The organism is Phenylobacterium koreense (assembly GCF_040545335.1).
GTDB classification, from domain to species: Bacteria; Pseudomonadota; Alphaproteobacteria; order Caulobacterales; family Caulobacteraceae; genus Phenylobacterium; species Phenylobacterium koreense.
Genome location: NZ_JBEPLU010000001.1, coordinates 134,747 through 154,643 on the forward strand (window position 1 = coordinate 134,747; position 19,897 = coordinate 154,643).

Annotated in this window: 20 protein-coding genes and 1 tRNA gene; 13 read left to right on the forward strand and 8 right to left on the reverse strand. The window is 68.3% G+C overall.

Annotation, left to right across the window (positions count from 1 at the left end):
- Positions 1-21: 21 nt before the first annotated feature.
- From ABID41_RS00685 to glmU, 4 genes are read right to left on the reverse strand one after another with little or no spacing between them, the layout of a single operon-like run.
- Complete coding sequence (locus ABID41_RS00685) at positions 22-1,227, reverse strand: O-antigen ligase family protein (RefSeq protein ID WP_331932804.1); 1,206 nt, start codon at positions 1,225-1,227, stop codon at positions 22-24.
- Positions 1,224-2,600 carry a glutathione-disulfide reductase gene (gor, locus tag ABID41_RS00690; protein ID WP_354296971.1) on the reverse strand — a complete coding sequence of 459 codons (1,377 nt, stop codon included), beginning with the start codon at positions 2,598-2,600 and terminating at the stop codon, positions 1,224-1,226. Before gor ends, ABID41_RS00685 begins: the two co-directional genes overlap by 4 nt.
- A gap of 10 nt (positions 2,601-2,610) precedes the next feature.
- A complete protein-coding gene (rpiA, locus tag ABID41_RS00695; protein ID WP_331932747.1) occupies positions 2,611-3,297 on the reverse strand; it encodes a ribose-5-phosphate isomerase RpiA in 687 nt (228 codons plus the stop codon).
- Between the two features lie 37 nt (positions 3,298-3,334).
- Positions 3,335-4,684, reverse strand: coding sequence for a bifunctional UDP-N-acetylglucosamine diphosphorylase/glucosamine-1-phosphate N-acetyltransferase GlmU (gene glmU / locus ABID41_RS00700; protein ID WP_331932748.1), 1,350 nt, complete (start codon positions 4,682-4,684; stop codon positions 3,335-3,337).
- Positions 4,685-4,765: 81 nt separating this feature from the next.
- On the opposite strand from glmU, the gene gph reads away from it, so the two are divergent.
- The 4 genes from gph (at position 4,766) to ABID41_RS00720 (ending at position 6,610) form a co-directional block, all read left to right on the forward strand.
- The gene (gene gph, locus ABID41_RS00705) at positions 4,766-5,479 is read left to right on the forward strand and encodes a phosphoglycolate phosphatase (RefSeq protein ID WP_354296973.1); all 714 of its coding nucleotides are present in this window, start codon (positions 4,766-4,768) and stop codon (positions 5,477-5,479) included.
- Between the two features lie 18 nt (positions 5,480-5,497).
- Positions 5,498-5,572, forward strand: a tRNA-Val gene (locus tag ABID41_RS00710).
- Positions 5,573-5,730: 158 nt separating this feature from the next.
- Entirely contained in the window at positions 5,731-6,387 is a 657-nt protein-coding gene (locus ABID41_RS00715) for a DsbA family protein (protein WP_331932750.1), read from the forward strand.
- A 43-nt stretch (positions 6,388-6,430) separates the two neighbouring features.
- Positions 6,431-6,610: a hypothetical protein gene (locus ABID41_RS00720; RefSeq protein WP_331932751.1), complete on the forward strand. Its 180-nt coding sequence runs from the start codon at positions 6,431-6,433 to the stop codon at positions 6,608-6,610.
- A gap of 6 nt (positions 6,611-6,616) precedes the next feature.
- On the opposite strand, the gene ABID41_RS00725 is transcribed toward ABID41_RS00720, so the two are convergent.
- Positions 6,617-8,101 carry a flavin-containing monooxygenase gene (locus ABID41_RS00725; protein WP_331932752.1) on the reverse strand — a complete coding sequence of 495 codons (1,485 nt, stop codon included), beginning with the start codon at positions 8,099-8,101 and terminating at the stop codon, positions 6,617-6,619.
- Between the two features lie 122 nt (positions 8,102-8,223).
- Between ABID41_RS00725 and ABID41_RS00730 the strand changes: the two genes are divergently transcribed.
- The 5 genes from ABID41_RS00730 to ABID41_RS00750 all read left to right on the forward strand — a co-directional run bounded on the left by ABID41_RS00730 (position 8,224) and on the right by ABID41_RS00750 (position 14,325).
- Positions 8,224-9,474 carry an NAD(P)/FAD-dependent oxidoreductase gene (locus ABID41_RS00730; RefSeq protein WP_331932753.1) on the forward strand — a complete coding sequence of 417 codons (1,251 nt, stop codon included), beginning with the start codon at positions 8,224-8,226 and terminating at the stop codon, positions 9,472-9,474.
- A gap of 60 nt (positions 9,475-9,534) precedes the next feature.
- Positions 9,535-10,143, forward strand: coding sequence for a TetR/AcrR family transcriptional regulator (locus tag ABID41_RS00735; RefSeq protein WP_331932754.1), 609 nt, complete (start codon positions 9,535-9,537; stop codon positions 10,141-10,143).
- A gap of 68 nt (positions 10,144-10,211) precedes the next feature.
- Positions 10,212-12,917, forward strand: coding sequence for a phosphoenolpyruvate carboxylase (ppc, locus tag ABID41_RS00740; RefSeq protein WP_331932755.1), 2,706 nt, complete (start codon positions 10,212-10,214; stop codon positions 12,915-12,917).
- Between the two features lie 169 nt (positions 12,918-13,086).
- Complete coding sequence (locus tag ABID41_RS00745) at positions 13,087-13,779, forward strand: cistern family PEP-CTERM protein (RefSeq protein ID WP_331932756.1); 693 nt, start codon at positions 13,087-13,089, stop codon at positions 13,777-13,779.
- 198 nt (positions 13,780-13,977) lie between these two features.
- Entirely contained in the window at positions 13,978-14,325 is a 348-nt protein-coding gene (locus ABID41_RS00750) for a PRC-barrel domain-containing protein (RefSeq protein WP_331932757.1), read from the forward strand.
- Positions 14,326-14,335: 10 nt separating this feature from the next.
- Here the strand turns inward: ABID41_RS00750 and ABID41_RS00755 are convergent, their stop codons facing one another.
- Positions 14,336-14,851, reverse strand: a complete 516-nt coding sequence (locus ABID41_RS00755) for a YdcF family protein (protein WP_331932758.1) — start codon at positions 14,849-14,851, stop codon at positions 14,336-14,338.
- Between the two features lie 31 nt (positions 14,852-14,882).
- Positions 14,883-15,209, reverse strand: coding sequence for a hypothetical protein (locus tag ABID41_RS00760; RefSeq protein ID WP_331932759.1), 327 nt, complete (start codon positions 15,207-15,209; stop codon positions 14,883-14,885).
- Positions 15,210-15,465: 256 nt separating this feature from the next.
- Between ABID41_RS00760 and ABID41_RS00765 the strand changes: the two genes are divergently transcribed.
- From ABID41_RS00765 to ABID41_RS00780, 4 genes are read left to right on the forward strand one after another with little or no spacing between them, the layout of a single operon-like run.
- Positions 15,466-16,581 carry an ABC transporter permease gene (locus ABID41_RS00765; RefSeq protein WP_331932760.1) on the forward strand — a complete coding sequence of 372 codons (1,116 nt, stop codon included), beginning with the start codon at positions 15,466-15,468 and terminating at the stop codon, positions 16,579-16,581.
- Positions 16,581-17,396, forward strand: a complete 816-nt coding sequence (locus ABID41_RS00770) for an ABC transporter ATP-binding protein (protein WP_331932761.1) — start codon at positions 16,581-16,583, stop codon at positions 17,394-17,396. The genes ABID41_RS00765 and ABID41_RS00770 overlap by 1 nt, the downstream gene beginning before the upstream one ends.
- Positions 17,396-18,334 (forward strand): MlaD family protein, encoded by a 939-nt coding sequence (locus tag ABID41_RS00775; protein ID WP_331932762.1) that lies wholly within the window; start codon positions 17,396-17,398, stop codon positions 18,332-18,334. Before ABID41_RS00770 ends, ABID41_RS00775 begins: the two co-directional genes overlap by 1 nt.
- Positions 18,331-18,957: an ABC-type transport auxiliary lipoprotein family protein gene (locus tag ABID41_RS00780; RefSeq protein WP_331932763.1), complete on the forward strand. Its 627-nt coding sequence runs from the start codon at positions 18,331-18,333 to the stop codon at positions 18,955-18,957. Before ABID41_RS00775 ends, ABID41_RS00780 begins: the two co-directional genes overlap by 4 nt.
- On the opposite strand, the gene folD is transcribed toward ABID41_RS00780, so the two are convergent.
- Positions 18,954-19,850, reverse strand: a complete 897-nt coding sequence (gene folD / locus ABID41_RS00785; protein WP_331932764.1) for a bifunctional methylenetetrahydrofolate dehydrogenase/methenyltetrahydrofolate cyclohydrolase FolD — start codon at positions 19,848-19,850, stop codon at positions 18,954-18,956. The genes ABID41_RS00780 and folD overlap by 4 nt on opposite strands.
- Between the last annotated feature and the right edge of the window lie 47 nt (positions 19,851-19,897).

Here is a 19,897-nt window from a genome sequence, read left to right on the forward strand (position 1 = left end):
AATACTTGTCGCGTCGATGATCTAAGAGCGCGCGGGCCAGTCTTCCAGCGAGAGGCCCTGCTTCTGCACCGCAAGGCAGGCCGTGGCCGCGACGGCGCCGAGGGCCAGCCACCAGTCCTGCCAGACCCCGAACGAGACAGAGGCGAAGGTCAGATAGGCCATGGCCGTGCCGACCGCGGCCGCGCGGCCCAGGTCGGCGCGTTGCGAGCTTTGCCGCGCGATCGCTACCGCCCAGAAGACCGCCGCAGCGACGGCGCCGATGAGGCCGAGCTCAAGCCAGACCTGCAGCGCCCCATTGTGCGGATGCAGGGTGATGTCCGGCCCGAAGGTGCGGCTGGCGTCGACGCCCCAGCCGCGCAGGGGATCGGCCAGTATACGGTCGGCGGCGTGGCCCCAGTAGTCCAGCCGCATCTGCCAGGAAAGCGGCACGGCGGCGTGAAGGGCCTGCAGCCAGCCGAGGCTCCGGGCGGCCAGGACCAGCCACGGCGCGGCCAGCATGAGGAGAGCGGCGGCTCCTCCGAGAACTCTCGGCGTCGCCACCGGCCATCGGCAGACGGCCCAGCCGGCCAGCAGGCTCAGAACCAGGGCGATGATCGGCGCATCGGCTTCAAGGCCGAAGCTGGCGCCGCCGATGCCGAGGGCGATGGCGATGGCCGGCCAGAGCCCTGCCCCCACCCGCCAGCCGGCCACGGCGGCCGCAGGGGCCAGCACCGCCAGCACGAAGCCGCCCTGAGCGACGTTGCGGATGGCCAGGTCAGGCCGAATGGGATCGCCCGTCGCCTCGCGCAGATACTTGTAGATCGCAGCTCCGGTCAGGGCCTCGATGAGAATGACGAGCCCGAAGGCCGCCACGCCCCACGTGAATATGCGCAGGGCCAGCGCCCGGACGTCCGCGTCGGCCGCAGAGGCCGAGCGGAAGAGCGCCCAATAGAAGAGGCTTCCTGCCAGCAGCTTGAAACCGGTCGTATTGCCGATTTCGGTCGGCTTGAACGGGCTCCAGATCGTCGAGACCAGGGCCCACAGGCAGAGGACCAGGATCGCCAGCGCGGCGGGGCGGTCGGCCTCCGAGACCTGGAAGGCCCGCAGGCTGAGCAGGCCTCCCAGCACGGCCAGGGGCGTGAATCCCAGGGGGCTGAGCCACCCCAGCAGGGGCGCCAGGGTGAAGACGAAGCAGAGAACCCAGCCGTACCAGACCGCCCAGCCGGCGGCCCACCCCGCTCGGGTCACGCTGCCGCGCCCTGCGGCACGTACTTGTCGCGCATGGTCACCAGCTCTTCGGCCAGGGTCGGATGAACGGCGCAGGTCGAATCCCACTGCTGCTTGGTGACCCCCATCTTCAGCGCGACGGCCGCCATCTGGATGATCTCCGGCGCGTCGGCCCCAACGACATGGCAGCCGAGAATCTTCTGGCTGGCCTGATCGACCACGAGCTTGATCAGGCAGCGCTCATCACCGCCGTAGAAGGTGGTTTTCATCGGGCGGAAGCGCGACAGGTAGATGTCCACCTTGCCATGCAGATGGCGCGCATCGGCTTCCGAGAGGCCCACCGCGCCGACGGGCGGCTGCGAGAAGACCGCCGACGCGACCATGTCGTGATCGAAGCTGATCGGATTGTCGTAGAACTCGGCCTGGGCGAAGGCCGCGCCCTCGCGGATCGCCACCGGCGTCAGGTTGATCCGGTCGGTGACGTCACCGACCGCCCAGATGTTCTCGACATTGGTGCGCGAGAACGCGTCGACGGCGACGGCGCCGGCGTCGTTCAGACGAACCCCGGCGTTCTCCAGCCCCAGGCCCTCGACATAGGGCCGGCGGCCAGTGGCGAACATCACCAGGTCGGTCTCGATGTCGGCGCCGGCGGTCATGCGACTGACGAGGCCGCCGGGGGTCTTCTCGATGGCCCGGTGCTGGGAACCCAGCACCACCTTGATCCCGCGCTTCTTCATCTCCTCGGCGACATGCGAGCGGACGTCGTCGTCGAAGCCGCGGAGGATGTTGGCCCCGCGATAGACCAGGGTGGTGTCCACGCCCAGGCCGTTGAAGATGCCGGCGAACTCGACGGCGATATAGCCGCCGCCGGCGATCATGATCCGTTTCGGCAGCTCAGGAAGGTGGAAGGCCTCTTCCGAGGTGATGATGTGTTCGGCGCCCGGGAACTCGGTCGGCTTCCACGGCCGGCCGCCGGTGGCGATGAGGATCTTTTCGGCGGTGACCGTCCCCTTCCCCACCAGCTCGATGGTGTGGGCGTCCTGCAGGCGGGCCTTGGCGTGGACGATCTCGGCGCCGGCGTTGCTGAGATTGGTGACATAGATGCCCGAAAGCCGCGCGATCTCGCGATCCTTGGCGTCGAGGAACCTCTTCCAGTCGAAGCTCGCCCCGCTGGCCGACCAGCCGTAGCCCTCGGCGATCTGCGCTTCGTGGGCGAATTCCGACGCATAGACCATGAACTTCTTGGGCACGCAGCCGCGGATGACGCAGGTGCCGCCCACGCGGTGCTCCTCGGCCACCGCCACGCGCGCGCCCGACACCGCGGCCAGGCGTGCGGCGCGCACGCCGCCCGATCCCGCGCCGATCACGAAGAGGTCGTAGTCGTACTTCGCCACTGCTCGCTCCTTAGGGCTCGATCGTGACGACGCCTTCGGGCGTGCCCACCAGAGCCATGTCCGCCAGGTCGAGGAAAAGGCCGTGATCGACCACGCCGGTCACGCTCTTCAGCGCGTCGGCGAGCAAGGCGGGATCCTCGATACGCCCGCAAGCTGCGTCATAGATTAGGTTGCCGCCGTCGGTTTTCACCGGGACGCCGTCCTTTATCCGCAGCCGGGGCGCGACGCCGAGGTCGCATTCAGCCAGGGCGTCGCAGATGCGCAGGGCCGTCGTCTCGTGTCCGAACGCGACCACTTCGATCGGCAGCGGAAACTTGCCGAGCATGGGCACGCGCTTTTCGGCGTCGGCGATGACGATGCAGCGCTTGGAGGCTTCCCAGACCAGCTTCTCGCGCAGCAGCGCCGCGCCGCCGCCCTTGATCAGCGCCAGGGCCGGACCGATCTCGTCAGCCCCGTCGACCGTGAGGTCCAGGCTGGTGATCGGCCCGAGCTCGCCAAGGCGGATGCCGAGGCTGGCGGCCAGTTCGGCGGTCGCCACCGAGGTCGGCACGCCGACGATGTCCAGCTTGCGCGCGGCCAGGGCCTTCACGAACCAGGCTGCGGTGGAGCCAGTGCCCAGGCCCACGGCCATGCCGTTTTCAACCAGGGCGGCGGCGGCTTCGCCGGCGGCCCGCTTTTGATCGTCTGCAGTGCTCATGCCGGTCACATAGGCGAAGCCGCGCCTCGCCGCGACGTTATTTCTTCGCCTTCTTGGCCAGCTTGGCGGCGCGGAAGCGGGCGGCCCAGCCTTCCTTCTCCACCTGGGTCGAACGCTCGAGGGCGAGCGCGTCGGGCGCGACGTCGCGGGTGATCACCGACCCCGAGCCCGTATAGGCTCCCGGACCGACGGTGACCGGGGCCACCAGCGCCGAGTTGGAGCCGATGAACGCCCCCTCGCCAACATGAGTGTCGTACTTGTCGAAGCCGTCGTAGTTGCAGAAGATCGTGCCCGCGCCGATGTTCGCCTTCGCGCCCACCGTGCCATCGCCCAGATAGGTCAGGTGGTTGGCCTTGGCGCCCGGCCCCACCTTGACCTTCTTCACCTCGACGAAGTTGCCGATGTGGGCCTCCTCGCCGATGTCCGCGCCCGGCCGCAGGCGGGCATAGGGGCCGATCAGCGCGCCCGAGGCGACGCGGGCGCCTTCCAGATGGCTGAAGGCGCGGATGACGGCGCCGGTCTCGATGCTCACGCCCGGGGCGATGACCACGAACTGCTCGATGACCGCGCCGGCGGCGATCTCGGTGTCCCAACTGAAATAGGCCGTCTCCGGCGCCAGCATCTGCACGCCCTCAGCCAGGAAGTGGGCGCGGCGGCGCTGCTGGAAGATCGCCTCGGCCTGCGAAAGCTGCATCGGCGTGTCGGCGCCCATGACCGCGCTTTCGGGCGCGATGGACGCCCGAACGATCATCTCGTCGGCGTTGGCCAGCCCGACGATGCCGGTCAGGTAGTACTCGCCCTTGGCGTTATCGTTGGTCAGGCGCTCCAGCCACGAAAAGAGCTGCGCCCGCTCGGCGCACAGCATGCCGGCGTAGCAGGCCCGGACCATCTGCTCGTCGGGCGTGGCTTCCTTGGGCTCGACGATGCGGAGCACATGGCCGTCTGCGCCGCGGATCAGGCGGCCGTAGAGCAGGGTGTCGGCCGGCTCGAAGCCCAGCAGCGCAAGGGGCGCCCCCTCCTCCCGGAGCTTGAATAGCGGATCGAGGTCGTGCGGCTCCAGCAGCGGGCAGTCGCCGTTGACCACCAGCACGTCGCCCTCGAACCCGGCCAAAGCCTCCTTCGCGGCCAGCACCGCATGGCCGGTGCCGAGCGGCGGGTCCTGCACGGCCACCGCCTGCTCGCCCAGGCGCTTCACCACCAGCTCGCGAACGGCCGGGCTATGCGTGCCGACCACCACGACGATGCGGTCGCAGCCGACGCGCTCCACCGTGTCGATCACCCGGTCCAGCAGAGTCCGGCCGCCGACCTTGTGCAGCACCTTCGGAACCGGCGACTTCATGCGCGTGCCCTGGCCGGCGGCCATAATCACAGCGGCGCGTGGGGTCATGAGGCGGTCCTTGCGAGTCGACGATGTTGCAATCATGTGGGCTTTAGCCGAAACCGCGAAGGGTTTCGACGGAGCGTTTCCTTGAGTGAACTCGCGGCCCTGGCGGGCGCCACCATCGTCTTCGACCTCGACGGCACCCTGGTCGACTCCGCGCCCGACCTGATCGGCACGCTCAACGTCATATTGGCCCAGGAAGGCATCGCGCCGCTCCCAATCGAGGAAGCCCGCTCCTTCATCGGCTACGGCGCCCGGCGGCTGATCGAGCGCGGCTTCGCGGCCCAGGGACATCCGGCCCCGGCCGAGCGGATGGACGGCCTCTTCGCCCGCTTCATCGCCCACTACAACGAGCACAGCGCTGACCTGACCCGTCCCTTCCCCGGCGCCGTAGCGGCGCTGGAAGCGATGAAGGACGCCGGCGCCAGACTCGCGGTCTGCACCAACAAGCTCACTGGCCTCTCCGTGCCGATTCTCGAAAGGCTGGCCCTGGCGCCGCTGTTCGATGCGGTGATCGGCGCCGACTCGGCCCCGGCGGCCAAGCCCGACCCACGCCACCTGGTCCACACGATCGAGGCCGCTGGCGGGCTGACGGGCCGCGCCGTCATGGTCGGCGACGCCGCCACCGACGCTGGCGCAGCCCGCGCCGCGGGCGTTCCACTAGTGCTCGTGAGCTTCGGCTACACCGAGATCCCGGCCGCCGAATTGGCCCCCGACATCCTCATTGATCACTACGATCAACTGCCAAATGCATGCTTGCGGCTTCTGACCGCTTGCCCGGCGCAAAGCGAGCGGCTATAGCGGCGCCCTTCCTGCGGCGGATGCGTAGCTCAGCGGGAGAGCACCTCGTTCACACCGAGGGGGTCACAGGTTCAATCCCTGTCGCATCCACCATTATTCTTCCGACGATTCAGGCGCTTAGACTTTTGCCGCGTTGGCGCGATGGCCACGCCTCTAAGAAACCTCATCATATCGCTCGCTCAGCAGGTGATTGCGTTCGACGCTCGCGTTGGTGGCGCCTAGCCTCCTTCTCAAATTGAGAGGGGATCGTCATGAGGCAGTTTGAGCTGCGCCCCCGCCTCTCCCTGGCCCTGGCCGTGGTCGCAGCGCTGGCGCTGACCTGGTTTCTGCAGACTCGCCCGCCGCCGGCCAAAGCCCTGCGGCTGACGCCGGTGGTGGAGTCCGTGCTGGCCGACCCCGGATCGCCGCGGCTGGGAGCCGAGGCGCCAGACGTCGTCATCGTCGTCTTCACCGACTATCGGTGTCCGATCTGCCGCAAGACCGCCCCTGCCCTCGACCGGCTGCTGGCGAGCGATCCGGGTGTCCGGGTCGTCTACAAGGACTGGCCTATTCTCGGAGAGCAGTCGCGCGCCGGGGCCAGGATCGCGTTGGCGGCGCACCGGCTGGGCGGCTACGCCCGGATGCACCACGCCCTGATGACCGATCCCGGCCCGCTGTCGATCGACGCCGCGCCACGGCTGGCGGAGCGGGCGGGCCTCGACGCCGAAGCCCTGAACACGGCGCTGGCGGACGGGTCGGAAGCGATCGACCTTCAGCTCAATCGGCACAGGGCGCAGGCCTTCGCGCTCGGCCTGCAGGGCACGCCGGCCTACCTCGTTGGCCCCTACTTGGTGCAGGGCGGTCTGGACGACCGCAAGCTCGCCGCCATGGTCGCCAGGGCGCGCAAGACCGGGCCGCCGAAATCCTAAGCTGAGCCATGAACCTTTTGCGACATGGCGACGTTTGGCCGGCATGTCTGCGTCCTCGTCCACGCCCAAACCGCCGCGCAATTCGCTGTACGACCTGGCCGGCCGTCCGGGATGGCGCGACTTCCGGGCCACCGGCCGGGCCTATCGCGCGCGGCTCTTCAAGGACGACGTCGAGGCGCTCGCGCGACGGCTGGAAGAGCCCTACCTGGAAAAGAAGGTCTAGGCGGTCCTAAGCGGCCAGGTCGCAGCCCTGAGCCGGCGCAGGCTTCGAGAAGGCCATGACGCCGTCGTCCACCCTGCCGAACCGCAGCGAAACCAGGTCGAGCGCGTAGTTCTGGTGCAGCTTCCAGGGCTTCTTCACCCCCTGCTTCGGGAACTGGTCGAGGGCGCGCTGGACATAGCCCGACGTGAAGTCGAGCCATGGCGCCTCGCCAACGCTCGGGTCCGGGATCGGAACGCATTGGCGTGCGCGGATCCGGTCCATGTGGTTCAGCAAGCGGCAGACGTACTCGCAGGTCAGGTCGCACTTAAGCGTCCAGGAGGCGTTGGTGTAGCCGAAGGCGGAGGCGAGGTTCGGCACGCCGCCGTACATCATGCCCTTGTAGGTCATGGTCCTGGCCATATCGATGCGCTGGCCATCGACGCTGACCTCCAGGCCGCTGAGCAGTTGCAGCTTCAGGCCGGTGGCGCTCACGATGATGTCCGCCTCGAGTTCCTGGCCCGATTTCAGCTTCAGGCTCCCCTCGGTGAAGGTCTCGATGTGGTCGGTCACCACCGAGGCGGTCCCCGCCTTGATGGCGTCGAACAGGTCAGCGTCCGGCACCAGGCACAGGCGCTGGTCCCAGGGGTTGTAGCGCGGCGTGAAGTGGGTCTCGACGTCATAGTCCGGGCCCAGGTGCTGGCGGACCATGTCGATGATCTGGGCCTTCACCTTCTCCGGTTTCTTGCGGGCGAGATTGAAGAACAACATCCCGAAGAGGACGTTGCGCCAACGGGTCAGGCCGTAGGCGAGCTTGGCCGGGAGCTTGGCGCGGAGCCAGTTGGCGGTGGCGTCCTCGGCCGGGCGCGAAACCACATAGGTCGGCGAGCGCTGCAGCATGGTGACGTGACCGGCGCTCTTCGCCATCTCGGGGACCAGGGTGACCGCCGTCGCGCCGCTGCCGATCACCACCACCTTCTTGCCGGCGTAGTCGAGGTCCTCGGGCCAGGCCTGCGGATGGATGAGCCGCCCCTTGAAGCGCTCCACGCCGGCGAAATCCGGCATGTAGCCGCCCGCATAGTCGTAGTAGCCGCTGCACATGAAGAGGAAGTTGCAAGTCAGGCGGACGACCCGCTTCTCCGGCCCGACCTCGGCCTGGACGGTCCAGGCGGCGTCCTGCGTGGACCAGTCCGCGCGCTTCACATGGTGATTGAAGCGGATGTGGCGGTCGATGCCGTGCTCCCGCGCGGTCTCGCGGACATAGTTCAGGATCGAAGGACCATCGGCGATCGCCTTGGCCTCCCGCCACGGCTTGAACGCATAGCCGAGCGTGTACATGTCGCTGTCCGAGCGGACGCCCGGATAGCGGAAGAGATCCCAGGTGCCGCCGATGGCGCCGCGGCCTTCCAGGATCGCATAGGTCTTGCCCGGGCAGTTGGCCTGAAGGTGGCGGCCCGCCCCGACGCCGGACAGTCCGGCGCCAACGATGAGTACGTCGAAGTGTTCGACAGCCAAGATCGCTTCCCTCAGTACGCGGAAAGTAAGCCGCGATCGCATAAAGATGCGCTTTCGGGCGCCGTTCGCCAACCATCGGTCGCTGGGCGATCCTATATAGCTAGGGTTGATCGGGAGCGGCGATGATGGCGCAGTCTGGCAGATCTCGGGTTGTGATCGTCGGAGGCGGGTTCGGCGGCCTGGAGGCGGCGCGGGGCTTGGCCAAGGCGGCGGTGGAAATCACCCTGTTGGACCAGCGCAACTACCACCTCTTCCAGCCCCTGCTCTATCAGGTGGCGACCGCGGCCCTGTCGCCTTCGGAAATCGCCTGGCCCCTGCGGCATGTCCTGACCCGCCAGGCCAATGTGCGCGTGGTGATGGCCCAGGCCCTGGCCATCGACCTGGAACGGCGCGAGGTCGAGAGCACGGCCGGCGTCTTTCCCTATGACCATCTGATCCTCGCTACGGGCGCCACCCATTCGTATTTCGGCAAGCCGCAATGGGAACAGCACGCGCCGGGCCTGAAGAGCCTGGCCGACGCCACGGAACTTCGCCGTCGCATCCTTTCGGCTTTCGAGCAGGCGGAAACGGCCGATCCCGGCGCACGCCCCGCCCTGCTGACCTTCGCCATCGTCGGCGGCGGCGCGACCGGCGTCGAGATGGCCGGGGCCGTCGCCGAACTGGCCCGCGACGCCCTCAGCCGCGACTTTCGCCAGATCGATCCCAGCCTGGCGCGGGTGCTGCTGATCGAAGGCGGCCCAAGGGTCCTTCCCGCCCTGGCCGAGGATCTTTCGGCCTATGCCGGCCGGGCGCTGAGGGAACTCGGCGTCGAGGTCATGACCGGGACCACCGTGACCGGCCTGGAGGACGGCCGAGTGCAGCTCGGCGACCAGGTCATCGAAGCTGGCACGGTTATCTGGGCCGCCGGCGTCGCCGCCTCCAAGCTCGCGGCGGAACTGGCCGCCGAGCATGACCGGGCGGGACGGGTCAAGGTCGCCGCCGACCTCTCCCTGCCCGACCACCCCGAGGTCTTCGTGGTTGGAGACGCGGCGGCCATGCTCTCGGACGGCAAGCCGGTCCCCGGCATCGCCCCGGCGGCCAAGCAGGCCGGCCGCCATGCCGCGCGCCAGGTGCTGGCGCAGATCGCCGGACGCCCGACCGAAGCCTTCCGCTACAGCCACGCGGGGGATCTGGCGACCATCGGCCGGCACAACGCCGCGGTCCAGCTTGGTCGGGTGAAGCTGACCGGCTTCATCGGCTGGATCTTCTGGGGCGTGGCGCACGTCTACTTCCTGATCGGGCTGCGCAACCGCATCGCCGTGGCCTTCGACTGGCTGTGGAGCTGGCTGACCCGCCAGCGCAACATCCGCCTGATCGTCCAGCACCGCGCTTGACGCCCGTGGCGGTCGGTGAGCAGGATACCGATCGGTAACACTCTGAGCGCAGGCGGGACTATGAAGACGTCTCGGAAGGAAGCTGGGTCGCGGGCGGCTGAGAACGCGTCGCGCAGGCCGGCGCGTGACCGGATCTTCGAGACCGCCCGGGACATGTTCTACCGCAAGGGAATCCGCGCCGTGGGCGTGGAGAGCATCGCCGCCGAGGCCGGCGCGACCAAGATGAGCCTCTACCGGAACTTTCCCTCCAAGGACGAGTTGGTGGCCGCCGTGCTGCGCCAGCAGTCCTGCGAAAGCTGGGCATGGTGGGATGAGGTGGTCGGCCGCTACGACACTCCACGCGCCAAGCTGGAAGGCCTGTTCGACGCCTTCGCCGAGAAGTCGGACACCGACGAGGAGCATGGCTGCGCGCTCTGCAATGCGGCGGTCGAGCTGCACGAGCCCGATCACCCGGCGTTCCTGGTGGCCAAGGCGCATAAACAGGAGACCCACCGCCGCCTGATCGAGCTGTCTCGCGCCGCCGGGGCGAAGAGCGACGAACTTGGCGACAGCCTGATGCTGCTGCTGGAAGGCTCGCACATGGCGCGGGTGACCCTCGCCAAGGACGCGCCCGCCCGCATGCTGCCCCGCGCCGCCCGCGCCCTGATGCGCGAGTACCTGGACCACTGACAAGGCGAGACGCCGCTGCGAATGCGGTTGTACAAATTCCAGGTCGCAGGCAGGCGGAAGGTGTGCGCGTGACCGACCGAGTGACAAAGTCGCCGCCCTCGGAGCTGAGGGTCAGGGTTCGAGTACTGGGCAAGGTCCTGGGGGACGTGATCAAGGCCCAGGACGGCATGGCCCTGTTCGATCGTATCGAGGACATCCGCCGGACCTCGGTCGCCTTTCACCGCGATGGCGGCGCGGCCAATGCGGCCCTGCTGGAAGAACGCCTTCGCAGCCTCGACCTGACCGAGACGGTGCGTTTCGCACACTCGTTCGCCTGCTTCCTCCAGATCACCAATATCGCCGAGGACTACCTCCAGCGCCGCCGCAGTCTGAAGGACGGCGAGGTACGGGAGGATACGCTGGCCGGCGCCGTGCACAGCCTGGCCGGGGAAGGCGTCTCCCCCGCCGAGGTCGCCAAGCTGCTGCAGACCGCCCTGATCGCCCCCGTCATCACCGCCCACCCGACCGAGGTCCGCCGCAAGAGCGTCCTTGACCGCGCCGCAGCGATCGCCGCGGCCCTCTCCGCCTGGGAACACGCGTCAACCGACGCCGCGCGGGACGATCGAGAGGTAGAGTTGCTGCGCGAGGTCGCCATCTTCTGGCGCACCCGCCTGCTGCGCGGCGCGCGCCTGGGCGTCATCGACGAGATCGAGAACGCCGTCTCCTTCTTCGAGCGCAGTTTTCTGGAGGAGCTGCCCCGGCTCTATGCGCGCTGGACCCGGGACCTGGCCTCTACCCTGCCCAGCTTCCTGCGGATCGGTTCCTGGGTCGGCGGCGACCGCGACGGCAATCCCTTCGTCACCGACGAGGTCCAGCGCCAGGCGTTCGCGCGACAGTCGCGGGCGGCCCTGCTGGACTATCTCGACCGCATCCATGCGCTGGGCGCGGACCTTTCGATCTCCAGCACGCTGACAAAGGTCAGCCCCGCCCTGCAGGCCTTGGCCGACCTGTCGCAGGACGACTCCCCCCAACGGGAGGACGAGCCCTATCGACGCGCCTTGCGTGGGGTCTATGCGCGGCTGGCCGCCGCCTATCCGGCCCTCACCGGCGAAGCTGTTCCCCGCCCATCGTCGCTGCCGGCGGAGCCCTATCCCGACGCCGTGGCCCTGAAGGCCGACCTGCAGACCATCCTGGACTCGCTCATCGAGAACCATGGCGAGATCTTCGCGGAAGGCCCTCTTCCCCGCCTGATCCGGGCCGTGGACTGCTTCGGCTTTCACCTGGCCACCCTCGACCTGCGGCAGAACTCGGCGGTCCATGCACGGACCATCGCCGAGCTGCTGGCCGTGGCCGGCGTCTGCCCCGACTATGGCGCCCTGGACGAGGAGGCCCGCCGCCGCCTGCTGCTGGGCGAGCTCTCCCACGGCCGCCTGCTCTATTCGCCCTATGCCGACTACAGCGATGAGACCCGCCGCGAATACGCGGTGCTGTCCCAAGCCGCCCGCTCCCGCGCGCTCTACGGGCCGCAGGCCATCCGCGCCTACATCGTCTCCAACACCCAGTCGGTTTCGGATCTGCTCGAGGTCTACGTCCTGTTGAAGGAGGTCGGCCTCTTCCATCCCGGCGAAAAGCCCCGCACCGAGGTCTTCGCCGAGCCCCTGTTCGAGACCATCGGCGACCTGCGCGCAGCGCCGGACACCATGCGAGCCTATCTCGGCCTGCCGCTGATCCGGACTCTGCTGGCCGAAGGCCGGCTGCAGGAGGTGATGATCGGCTATTCGGACTCCAACAAGGACGGCAGCTACCTCACCTCGACCTGGGAGCTTCACCAGGCCAGCCGCGCCCTGCTGGCGGCGACCGACGAGGCGGGCCTTCGCCTGCAGCTCTTCCACGGCCGCGGCGGCACGGTCGGCCGCGGCGGCGGATCCAGCTACGACGCCCTGCTGGCCCAGCCGGAAGGCACGGTCCGCGGTCGTATCCGCATCACCGAACAGGGCGAGGTCGTCGCCAACAAGTACGCCGACCCGCAGTTGGCCGAGCAGAGCCTGGAAACCATCGTCGCCGGCGTCGCCCTGGCGTCGCTGCGCAAGCCGGCAGTCGAGCGCCTGGGGGAGAAGCACGCCGCCACGCTCGACGCGCTGTCCCAGGCCTCTATGGAGGCCTATCGCGGCCTCGTCTACGAGACCCCCGGCTTCGTGGACTATTTCTACGCCGCCACGCCGCTGACCGAGATCGTCGAGCTCAACATCGGCAGCCGGCCGGCCTCGCGCCAGCCGACCCGCAGCATCGAGGGTCTTCGGGCCATCCCCTGGGTGTTCTCATGGTCCCAGTCGCGGACCATGTTGCCGGGCTGGTACGGGTTCGGCTCGGCCATCGCCACATCGGGGGTGTCGACCCAGCAGCTCCACGACCTGCACGAGGCCTGGCCGTTCTTCGCCACCACCCTGTCGAACATGGAGATGGTGCTGGCCAAGAGCGACATGCACATAGCCCACCGCTACTCGGACCTCGTCGAGGACAAGGCCCTCGCCGAGACGATCTTCGGCAGGATCGAGGCCGAATGGGAGCGGACCTGCGAAGCCCTGCTCGCCATCAACGGCCAAACAGCCTTGCTCGACCGCTATCCGGACCTGGCCGAGGCGCTGCGCACCCGCCTGCCCTACATCGACCCGCTCAACCACCTGCAGATCGAGCTGATCCGTCGCCGACGGGCCGGCGACAGCCATGAGGCGGTGCGCGAGGGAATCCACCTGACCATCAACGGGATCGCCGCCGGCCTGCGCAACAGCGGCTGACCGCCCCGCGCCAAGGCGAACCACGTCAAAGCTCGCCGAAAGGTGGCGCTTGTTGCAATTCTTTACGTGAGTTTTCAATTGGATAACAGGCAGATCCTCGGCGTCCGGGATAGTTAAGGGGAGTTATCAATTGCGCTCGGCGGCTCGCCTGGCGCTCCAGGGGATCGCCATGATCAGACACATCGCGGCCTGCGCGCTCGCTGGAATCACGCTCGCCGCGGCCTCCTCGGCCGCCGCCGTGGAATGGAACAGCAGCCAGATCGGCTACACGCAGAACGTGGCGTTCGGCGGCTTCACCGGCGCGGGCCAACTGAACGGCCTTTCGTCCAACGTCAGCTACACCCTGCAGTCGGTTACCGGAAATAGCTGGACCTTCGGCTACTCGGTCACCAACACCTCGGCCTCGCCGGTCGACGCCGCGCGGGTGTCAGGCTTCGGCTTCGACGTCGATCCGAACGTCACCTCGGCCAGCTCCACCGGCGCCTTCGGCGTCACCGGCAGCGGCAATGCGCCGATGCTGGGCAAGTTCGAGCTCTGCTTCCTGGCGAGCGGCGGCGGCCAATGCGCCGGCGGCGGCGGGGCCGGCGTGGATCTCGGCGAGAACGGCACGGGCAGCTTCACGCTGAACTTCGCCTCGGCGATCAGCAATGTCGACCTGACCAACCTGTTCGTCCGCTATCAGTCCATCGACGCGCCGACCGCCGGCGTGGTCGGCGGTTCCGGCGTCGGCCAGGCCGTCTCCGTGGGCAGCGCCGTGCCTGAGCCGGCCTCCTGGGCGCTGATGATCATCGGCTTCTCGACCGCAGGTGCGCTGCTGCGCCGTGAGCGCCGCCTTCAAGTCGGGGCTGGCCGGGCCGCCTGAGCCCCGCCTATCCCCGCAAGAACGTTCCCGGGATGGCTCCGAGCGCCGTCCCGACGGGGCGGCGGGGAGTCGCAGAACTCGATCCGTCGGGTTCAATCGCCCCCGCGGCTCCCCGTTTCCCGCCCGCATCGACAAAACGACCCGGCTGCGGATCGAACGGCAGAGCTGGGCGTTTCCAGAGCCGATCTGGAGGAAGCCATGAGTCTCGACGCCCTGATGATCCGCAGCGCCAACCTGCTCGGCGCGCCGCTCAAGGACGCATCCGGCAAGAAGCTCGGCGTGATCCGCGAAGTGTTCTTCGAGCGCGACACCGGACAGGCCCGGTTCGTGGCCCTGGAACTCGGCGGCCTGTTCGGCGTCAGCGGCAAGTTCCACCCCATTCCATGGCGCGCCCTGCGCTATGACGAGCGCGCCGACAGCTATGTCACTGACCTCACCAAGGACGTGCTGAAGAACAGCCCGGCCTACGACCGCGACCAGTTCAACGACATCGCCTATGGCTGGAGCGAGCAGGCCGAGCGCTATTTCCGGACCGACACGGTCTAGGCGGCCTCTCTTATCGGCGAACGGGTGGAAGTCCCCGCCGCTTCGCCAGCGCCAGCACGCCGTCATAGGGAATGGCCGGAACCTCGCGCAGTCGCATTCGGGCCCACTGGAACGCGCCCATCTGCGCGACTCCCGCACTCACCGAGCCGTCGATCGCCGGAACCCCCAGCGCCGCAAGGATCAGGCGGGTCCGCAGGGCGTGGTAGCTGTCGGTGCAGACGATGGCGCCCGGCAGCCCGTTCGTGCGAATGAACCGAGCCGCCGCCAAGCCGGTCTGAAGCGTGTCGAGGCTGGCCTCGTCGAGAACCAGGCGGCTGGACGATACGCCGCCGGCGACCAGCCGCTGCGCCATGATCGAGGCTTCCGAGGGGCCATGGCGCCCTACTCCGCCGGAGCAGAAAACCTGGGCGCGCGGATAGGCCTGCGCCAGCCGCCGCCCGCCCTCGATCCGGCGCAGCAGCGCGGCGCTGGCCGTGCCGTCAGGCCGGACCGCCGCGCCGAGGATGACAATGAGGCGTTCGGGCACGGCCAAGCATGACCGGCAGGCTGGCGACCGTCTAGGCTCTGGCTTCCCGGTTCATCGGCGGCCGATATGCCTCGATCAGGTCTTCCTGTTCGGCCTGGCGGACGACGAAGCGCACGTTCAGGCGTGTCATCACATCGGCGTCGTCGCCATAGGTCTCGCGCGCCTGGGCGAGCTGCTCGCGCCAGGTCAGCCGCGAAAGGCTTTCGGTCTCACCGACGAAGAGGATGTCGACGCCCTTGGCCGCGGGCTTGCAGATCACGTAGTTCGCGCCTGCGGGCGGCAGGATACGCTCCTCGTCAAGGGCGGTGTACCGATAGAGGACGCCGGACTTTCCGGCGATTTCGATCTGACGGGTCAACGCACGCTCCCGACCTTGAAATAGATGCCCATAGGCCGGACGAGCCGGCTCGGCCGATCTCTAAGGCTCGCGAGTTGGGCGAAAAATGGGCCAAGCTGGGGCGTGGCGATCACCTTGTCGCGACCTCAAGGCGAGTTCCGGCGCCGCGCGACAACCTGCGCATAAGGCGTTCCGTGTCGCGCGACGGCTCTGCTAGGTTGACCGTAGGGGCGGTTCAACTCACCTAAACACCGCCTGCGAGGCCGAACGCGAGCTGATGGAACGACCCGCCGATTTCATCCTGACGGAAGACGCTGACGGCCAGAAGGCGGTCCTCTCCGGCGACTGGACCGCCACATCGACGGGGGACGCGGCCGCGCGCCTGATCAACACCTTCCGCGAAACGCCTCCCCACAGCCTCGACCTGACCGGCGTGCGCCGGCTGGACACCGCAGGCGCCTACGCGGTCATCCGCGCGGTGGGCGACGGCGAGGCGCGAGAGCGGATCCAGGCGCGCCCCGAAACCCGCCGGTTGCTGGAACTGGTCGGCGCCGCAGCCGCGGAGCGTCCGGAGAAGCGCAAGGGCCCGACCGGCTTCTATGAGCTCGCCATCCGGGTCGGCCGCGGGGTCTTCGACCTGGGCGCCGAGATCTTCGAGACCATGGTCTTCGTCGGACACCTGCTCGTGGTCTTGGGCCGGATCATCATCAAGCCCTCCCGCATCCGCTGGCCGGCGGTGGTCTCCCTGGCCGAACGCGCGGGTCTCGACGCGATCCCGATCGTCGCCATCACCTCGTTCTTCATCGGGGCGGTGGTGGGCCTTCTGGGCGCAAACATGCTGCAGCAGTTCGGGGCCCAGGTCTTCGCGGTCGAACTGATCGGCATCGCCGTACTGCGCGAGTTCAATATCCTGATCACCGCCATCCTGCTGGCGGGCCGCTCGGCCTCGGCCTTCGCCGCCGAGATCGGGTCGATGAAGATGAACCAGGAGATCGACGCCATGAAGGTCCTGGGGGTCGATCCGTTCGAGGGCCTGGTGTTCCCAAGGTTCGCCGCCCTGCTGGCCACCATTCCGCTGCTGACCTTCGTGGCGACGATCGCCGGCCTGATCGGCGGCCTGATCGTCACCTGGTCCGTGCTGGACCTGGGGCCGGCGTTCTTCCTCCAGCGCATCATCGACAATGTCGGGCTGACCCATTTCCTGGTCGGGCTTTCCAAGGCCCCGATCATGGCCGCGGTGATCGCCGGCATCGGCTGCCGCCAGGGCATGGAGGTGGGCGGAGACGTGGAATCCCTGGGCCGCCGGGTGACCGCGGCCGTGGTCCACGCCATCTTCGCCATCATCGTGATCGATGCGATTTTCGCGCTGATCTACATGCAGTTGGATATCTAGTGACCGATCTTCCCGCTCAGATTGATGACGACGAGGGTCCGGCGATCGAGGTCCACGGCCTGCGCTCGCAGTTCGGCGACAACGTGGTGCACGAGAATCTCGACCTGACGGTCGCGCGCGGCGAGGTGCTTGGCGTCGTCGGCGGATCGGGCACCGGCAAGTCGGTCCTCCTGAACAGCATCATCGGCCTGCGTCGTCCCGAAGCCGGCACGATCAAGGTGATGGGCCAGGACATCCAGCATGCCTCGCGCCGGCGCTGGTCGGAGATCGAGCGCAGTTGGGGCGTGCTGTTCCAACAGGGCGCCCTGTTCTCGAACCTGACTGTGCGCGAGAACGTCGCTGCGCCCATGCACGAGCACACCACGCTCTCGCGCAAGGTGATCGACGAGCTGGCCGACCTGAAGATCGCCCTGGTCGGGCTGCGCCCCGGCGCCGGCGACCTCAAGCCCGCCGAGCTCTCGGGCGGGATGCGAAAGCGCGCCGGTCTGGCGCGGGCGCTGGCCCTCGACCCGCAACTGCTCTTCCTGGACGAACCCACGGCCGGTCTCGACCCGATCGGCGCCGGCGCGTTCGACGAGCTGCTCCGCGACCTGTCCGAAAGCCTCGACCTGACCGTGTTCATGATCACCCACGATCTCGACACGCTCTATACGATCACCGACCGCGTCGCGGTGCTTGCAGACCGTCACGTCATCGAAACGGCGCCGGTTCGCGAGCTGGAGCGTTCAACACATCCTTGGGTGAAGGAATATTTCCTGGGCCCGCGCGGTCGCGCCGCGGCGACTGCATCTGAGAGAGCCGGGAAATCGGTCTGATGGAAAAAGACGCCAACTATGCCCTGGTGGGCTTTTCGACCCTGCTGCTCTTCGCCGGCCTGGTGATCTTCTCCCTATGGCTGGCGCGGCTGCAGTTCGCCCAGGACTACGACGTCTACGACATCATCTTCGATGGACCCGTGCGCGGGCTGAGCCAGGGCGGCGAAGTTCACTTCAACGGCATCAAGGTCGGCGAGGTGACGCGCATCCAGCTCGATCCGGACAATCCAAGCCGGGTGATCGCCAGGGCGCGCGTGACCTCCGACGTGCCGATCCGCGTAGACTCCTACGCCACTCTGGAGCCCCAGGGCATCACCGGGGTGAACTACGTCCAGATCACGGCCGGCACTCCGGCCAGGCGGCTCCTCAAGGACACAGTGCCGCCCGGCACGGTCCCTCGCCTACGGACCCAGCGCAGCGCGCTTTCCGACATCCTCGAGGGCGGCGGAACCGTGCTGACCCGGACGGTTGAGGCCTTGGACCGGGTCAACCGAGTGCTTTCGGACCAGAACATCAAGACCGTGAGCGCCGCCATCAACGACGCCCAGGCGGTGACCGCCGAGCTGAAGGCCCGGCGCGCCATGATCGCCGACGCCCAGAAGTCGCTGCAGAGCATCGACAAGGCCGCGACCGAGATCGCAGCCCTCAGCAAGTCCAGCCGCGAGTTGGTCGACGGCGACGGCAAGCGCACCATCGAGAACCTGGCCGCCGCCTCGGAAGAGGCCCAAGCCGCCGCGAAGGATCTGCGCGGCATGCTGGGTCGGCTAGACGGCCCGGCCACCGACTTCGCCAACAACGGCCTCCCCGAGCTCACCGCGACGATGCAGTCGCTGCAACAGACGGCGGAGTCGCTCGACCGGCTCATCCGCAACCTCGAAAGCAATCCGCGCGGCCTGGTCGGCAAGGCGCCGGCCCAGGAGATCAAGGTCAAGCCATGAGAGCCATCCGACGCGTCCTGCAATCCTTGGCCCTGGCCGCGACCGCGGTGGGTCTTTCGGCCTGTATCTCGCTGCTGCCCGAGGAAGACCCGTCCCAGCTCTATCGCTTCGACGGCGTGCCCGCCGCCGACGCCCAGCAGGCCGCCGCCACCGACAGCTTCGGCGTCCTGAGGACCGGCGGCGGCTTCGTCCAGTCCGCCTCCGGCGATCGCATCATGACGGTGACCGGCGAGCGGGTGGCGTTCATCTCCGGCGCGCGCTGGGTGTCCCCGGCCTCGGTGCTGTTCAACGACGCCGTCATGCGCGCCTTCGACCAGAACACCGGCCCGGCGCGCCTCGTGACGCGCGGTGAGGTTCGGCGGGCGGAATATGGCTTGCGGATCGACGTCACCCGCTTCGAGGTGGTCTACGACCAGGGCGAAAAGGCCGCCCCGAACATCGTCGTGGCCCTACGGCTCAGCCTCGTGAACATGGCCGACCGCACGCTCGCCGGCTCGAAGCTGGTCGAGACGACGGCCCGGGCCGACGACAACCGCGTCTCGGCCATCGTCCGCGCCTTCGACGAGGCGGTGGCCCAGGTGACGGGCCAGACGGTCGCCTGGACGAACGGCCGCGGAGCTTAGGCCTCCAGGCCGGCGATGCGCTTGGCGGCGGTGACGGTGTTCTGCAGCAGGCAGGCCACCGTCATCAGCCCCACCCCGCCCGGCACCGGCGTGATGTGGCCGGCGACGGCCAGTGCCTGCTTGTAGGCGACGTCGCCCACCAGCTTGGTCTTGCCCTGCGCGGCCTTGACCGGATCGCTGAACGGGACGCGGTTGATCCCGACGTCGATGACGGTCGCGCCCGGCTTGATCCAGTCGGCCTTGATCATCTGCGGCCGGCCGACCGCCGCCACCAGGATATCGGCCTCGCGGCAGACCGCCGGCAGGTCCTGGGTGCGCGAGTGGGCGATGGTCACCGTGCAGTCGGCCTGCAGCAACAGTTGAGCGATCGGCTTTCCGACCAGCACCGAGCGGCCGACCACGACGGCGCGCTTGCCGGTCAGGTCGCCAAGGGTCTCGCGGAGCATGATCATGCAGCCGAGCGGGGTGCAAGGCACCAACGACGGCAGGCCCTGGGCCAGCCGGCCGGCGTTGACCACGTGCAGGCCGTCGACGTCCTTGGCCGGGTCGATGGCCTCGATCACCGCCTTCTCGTCCAGTCCCTTGGGCAGCGGAAGCTGCACCAGGACGCCGTGGATCGCCGGGTCCTTGTTCAACTGATCGACCAGAGCCAGGAGCTCGGCCTGGCCGACGTCGGCCGGCAGGCGATGGGTGACCGAGTGCATGCCGGCAGCCTTGGAATGCTCGCCCTTCGAGCGGACATAGACCTGGCTGGCCGGGTCCTCGCCCACCAGGACAACCGCCAGGCCGGGCTGCAGCCCGTGCTCGGCCTTGAGCCTGGCGACCTCTTGCGCCGCGGCTTCGCGCAGGCGCTCGGCCATGATCTTTCCGTCGATGATCTGTGCCTGGGACATGTGCACTCCTGGTCGGAACTGGCGCTCGCACTACCCGTTCAGCCTGC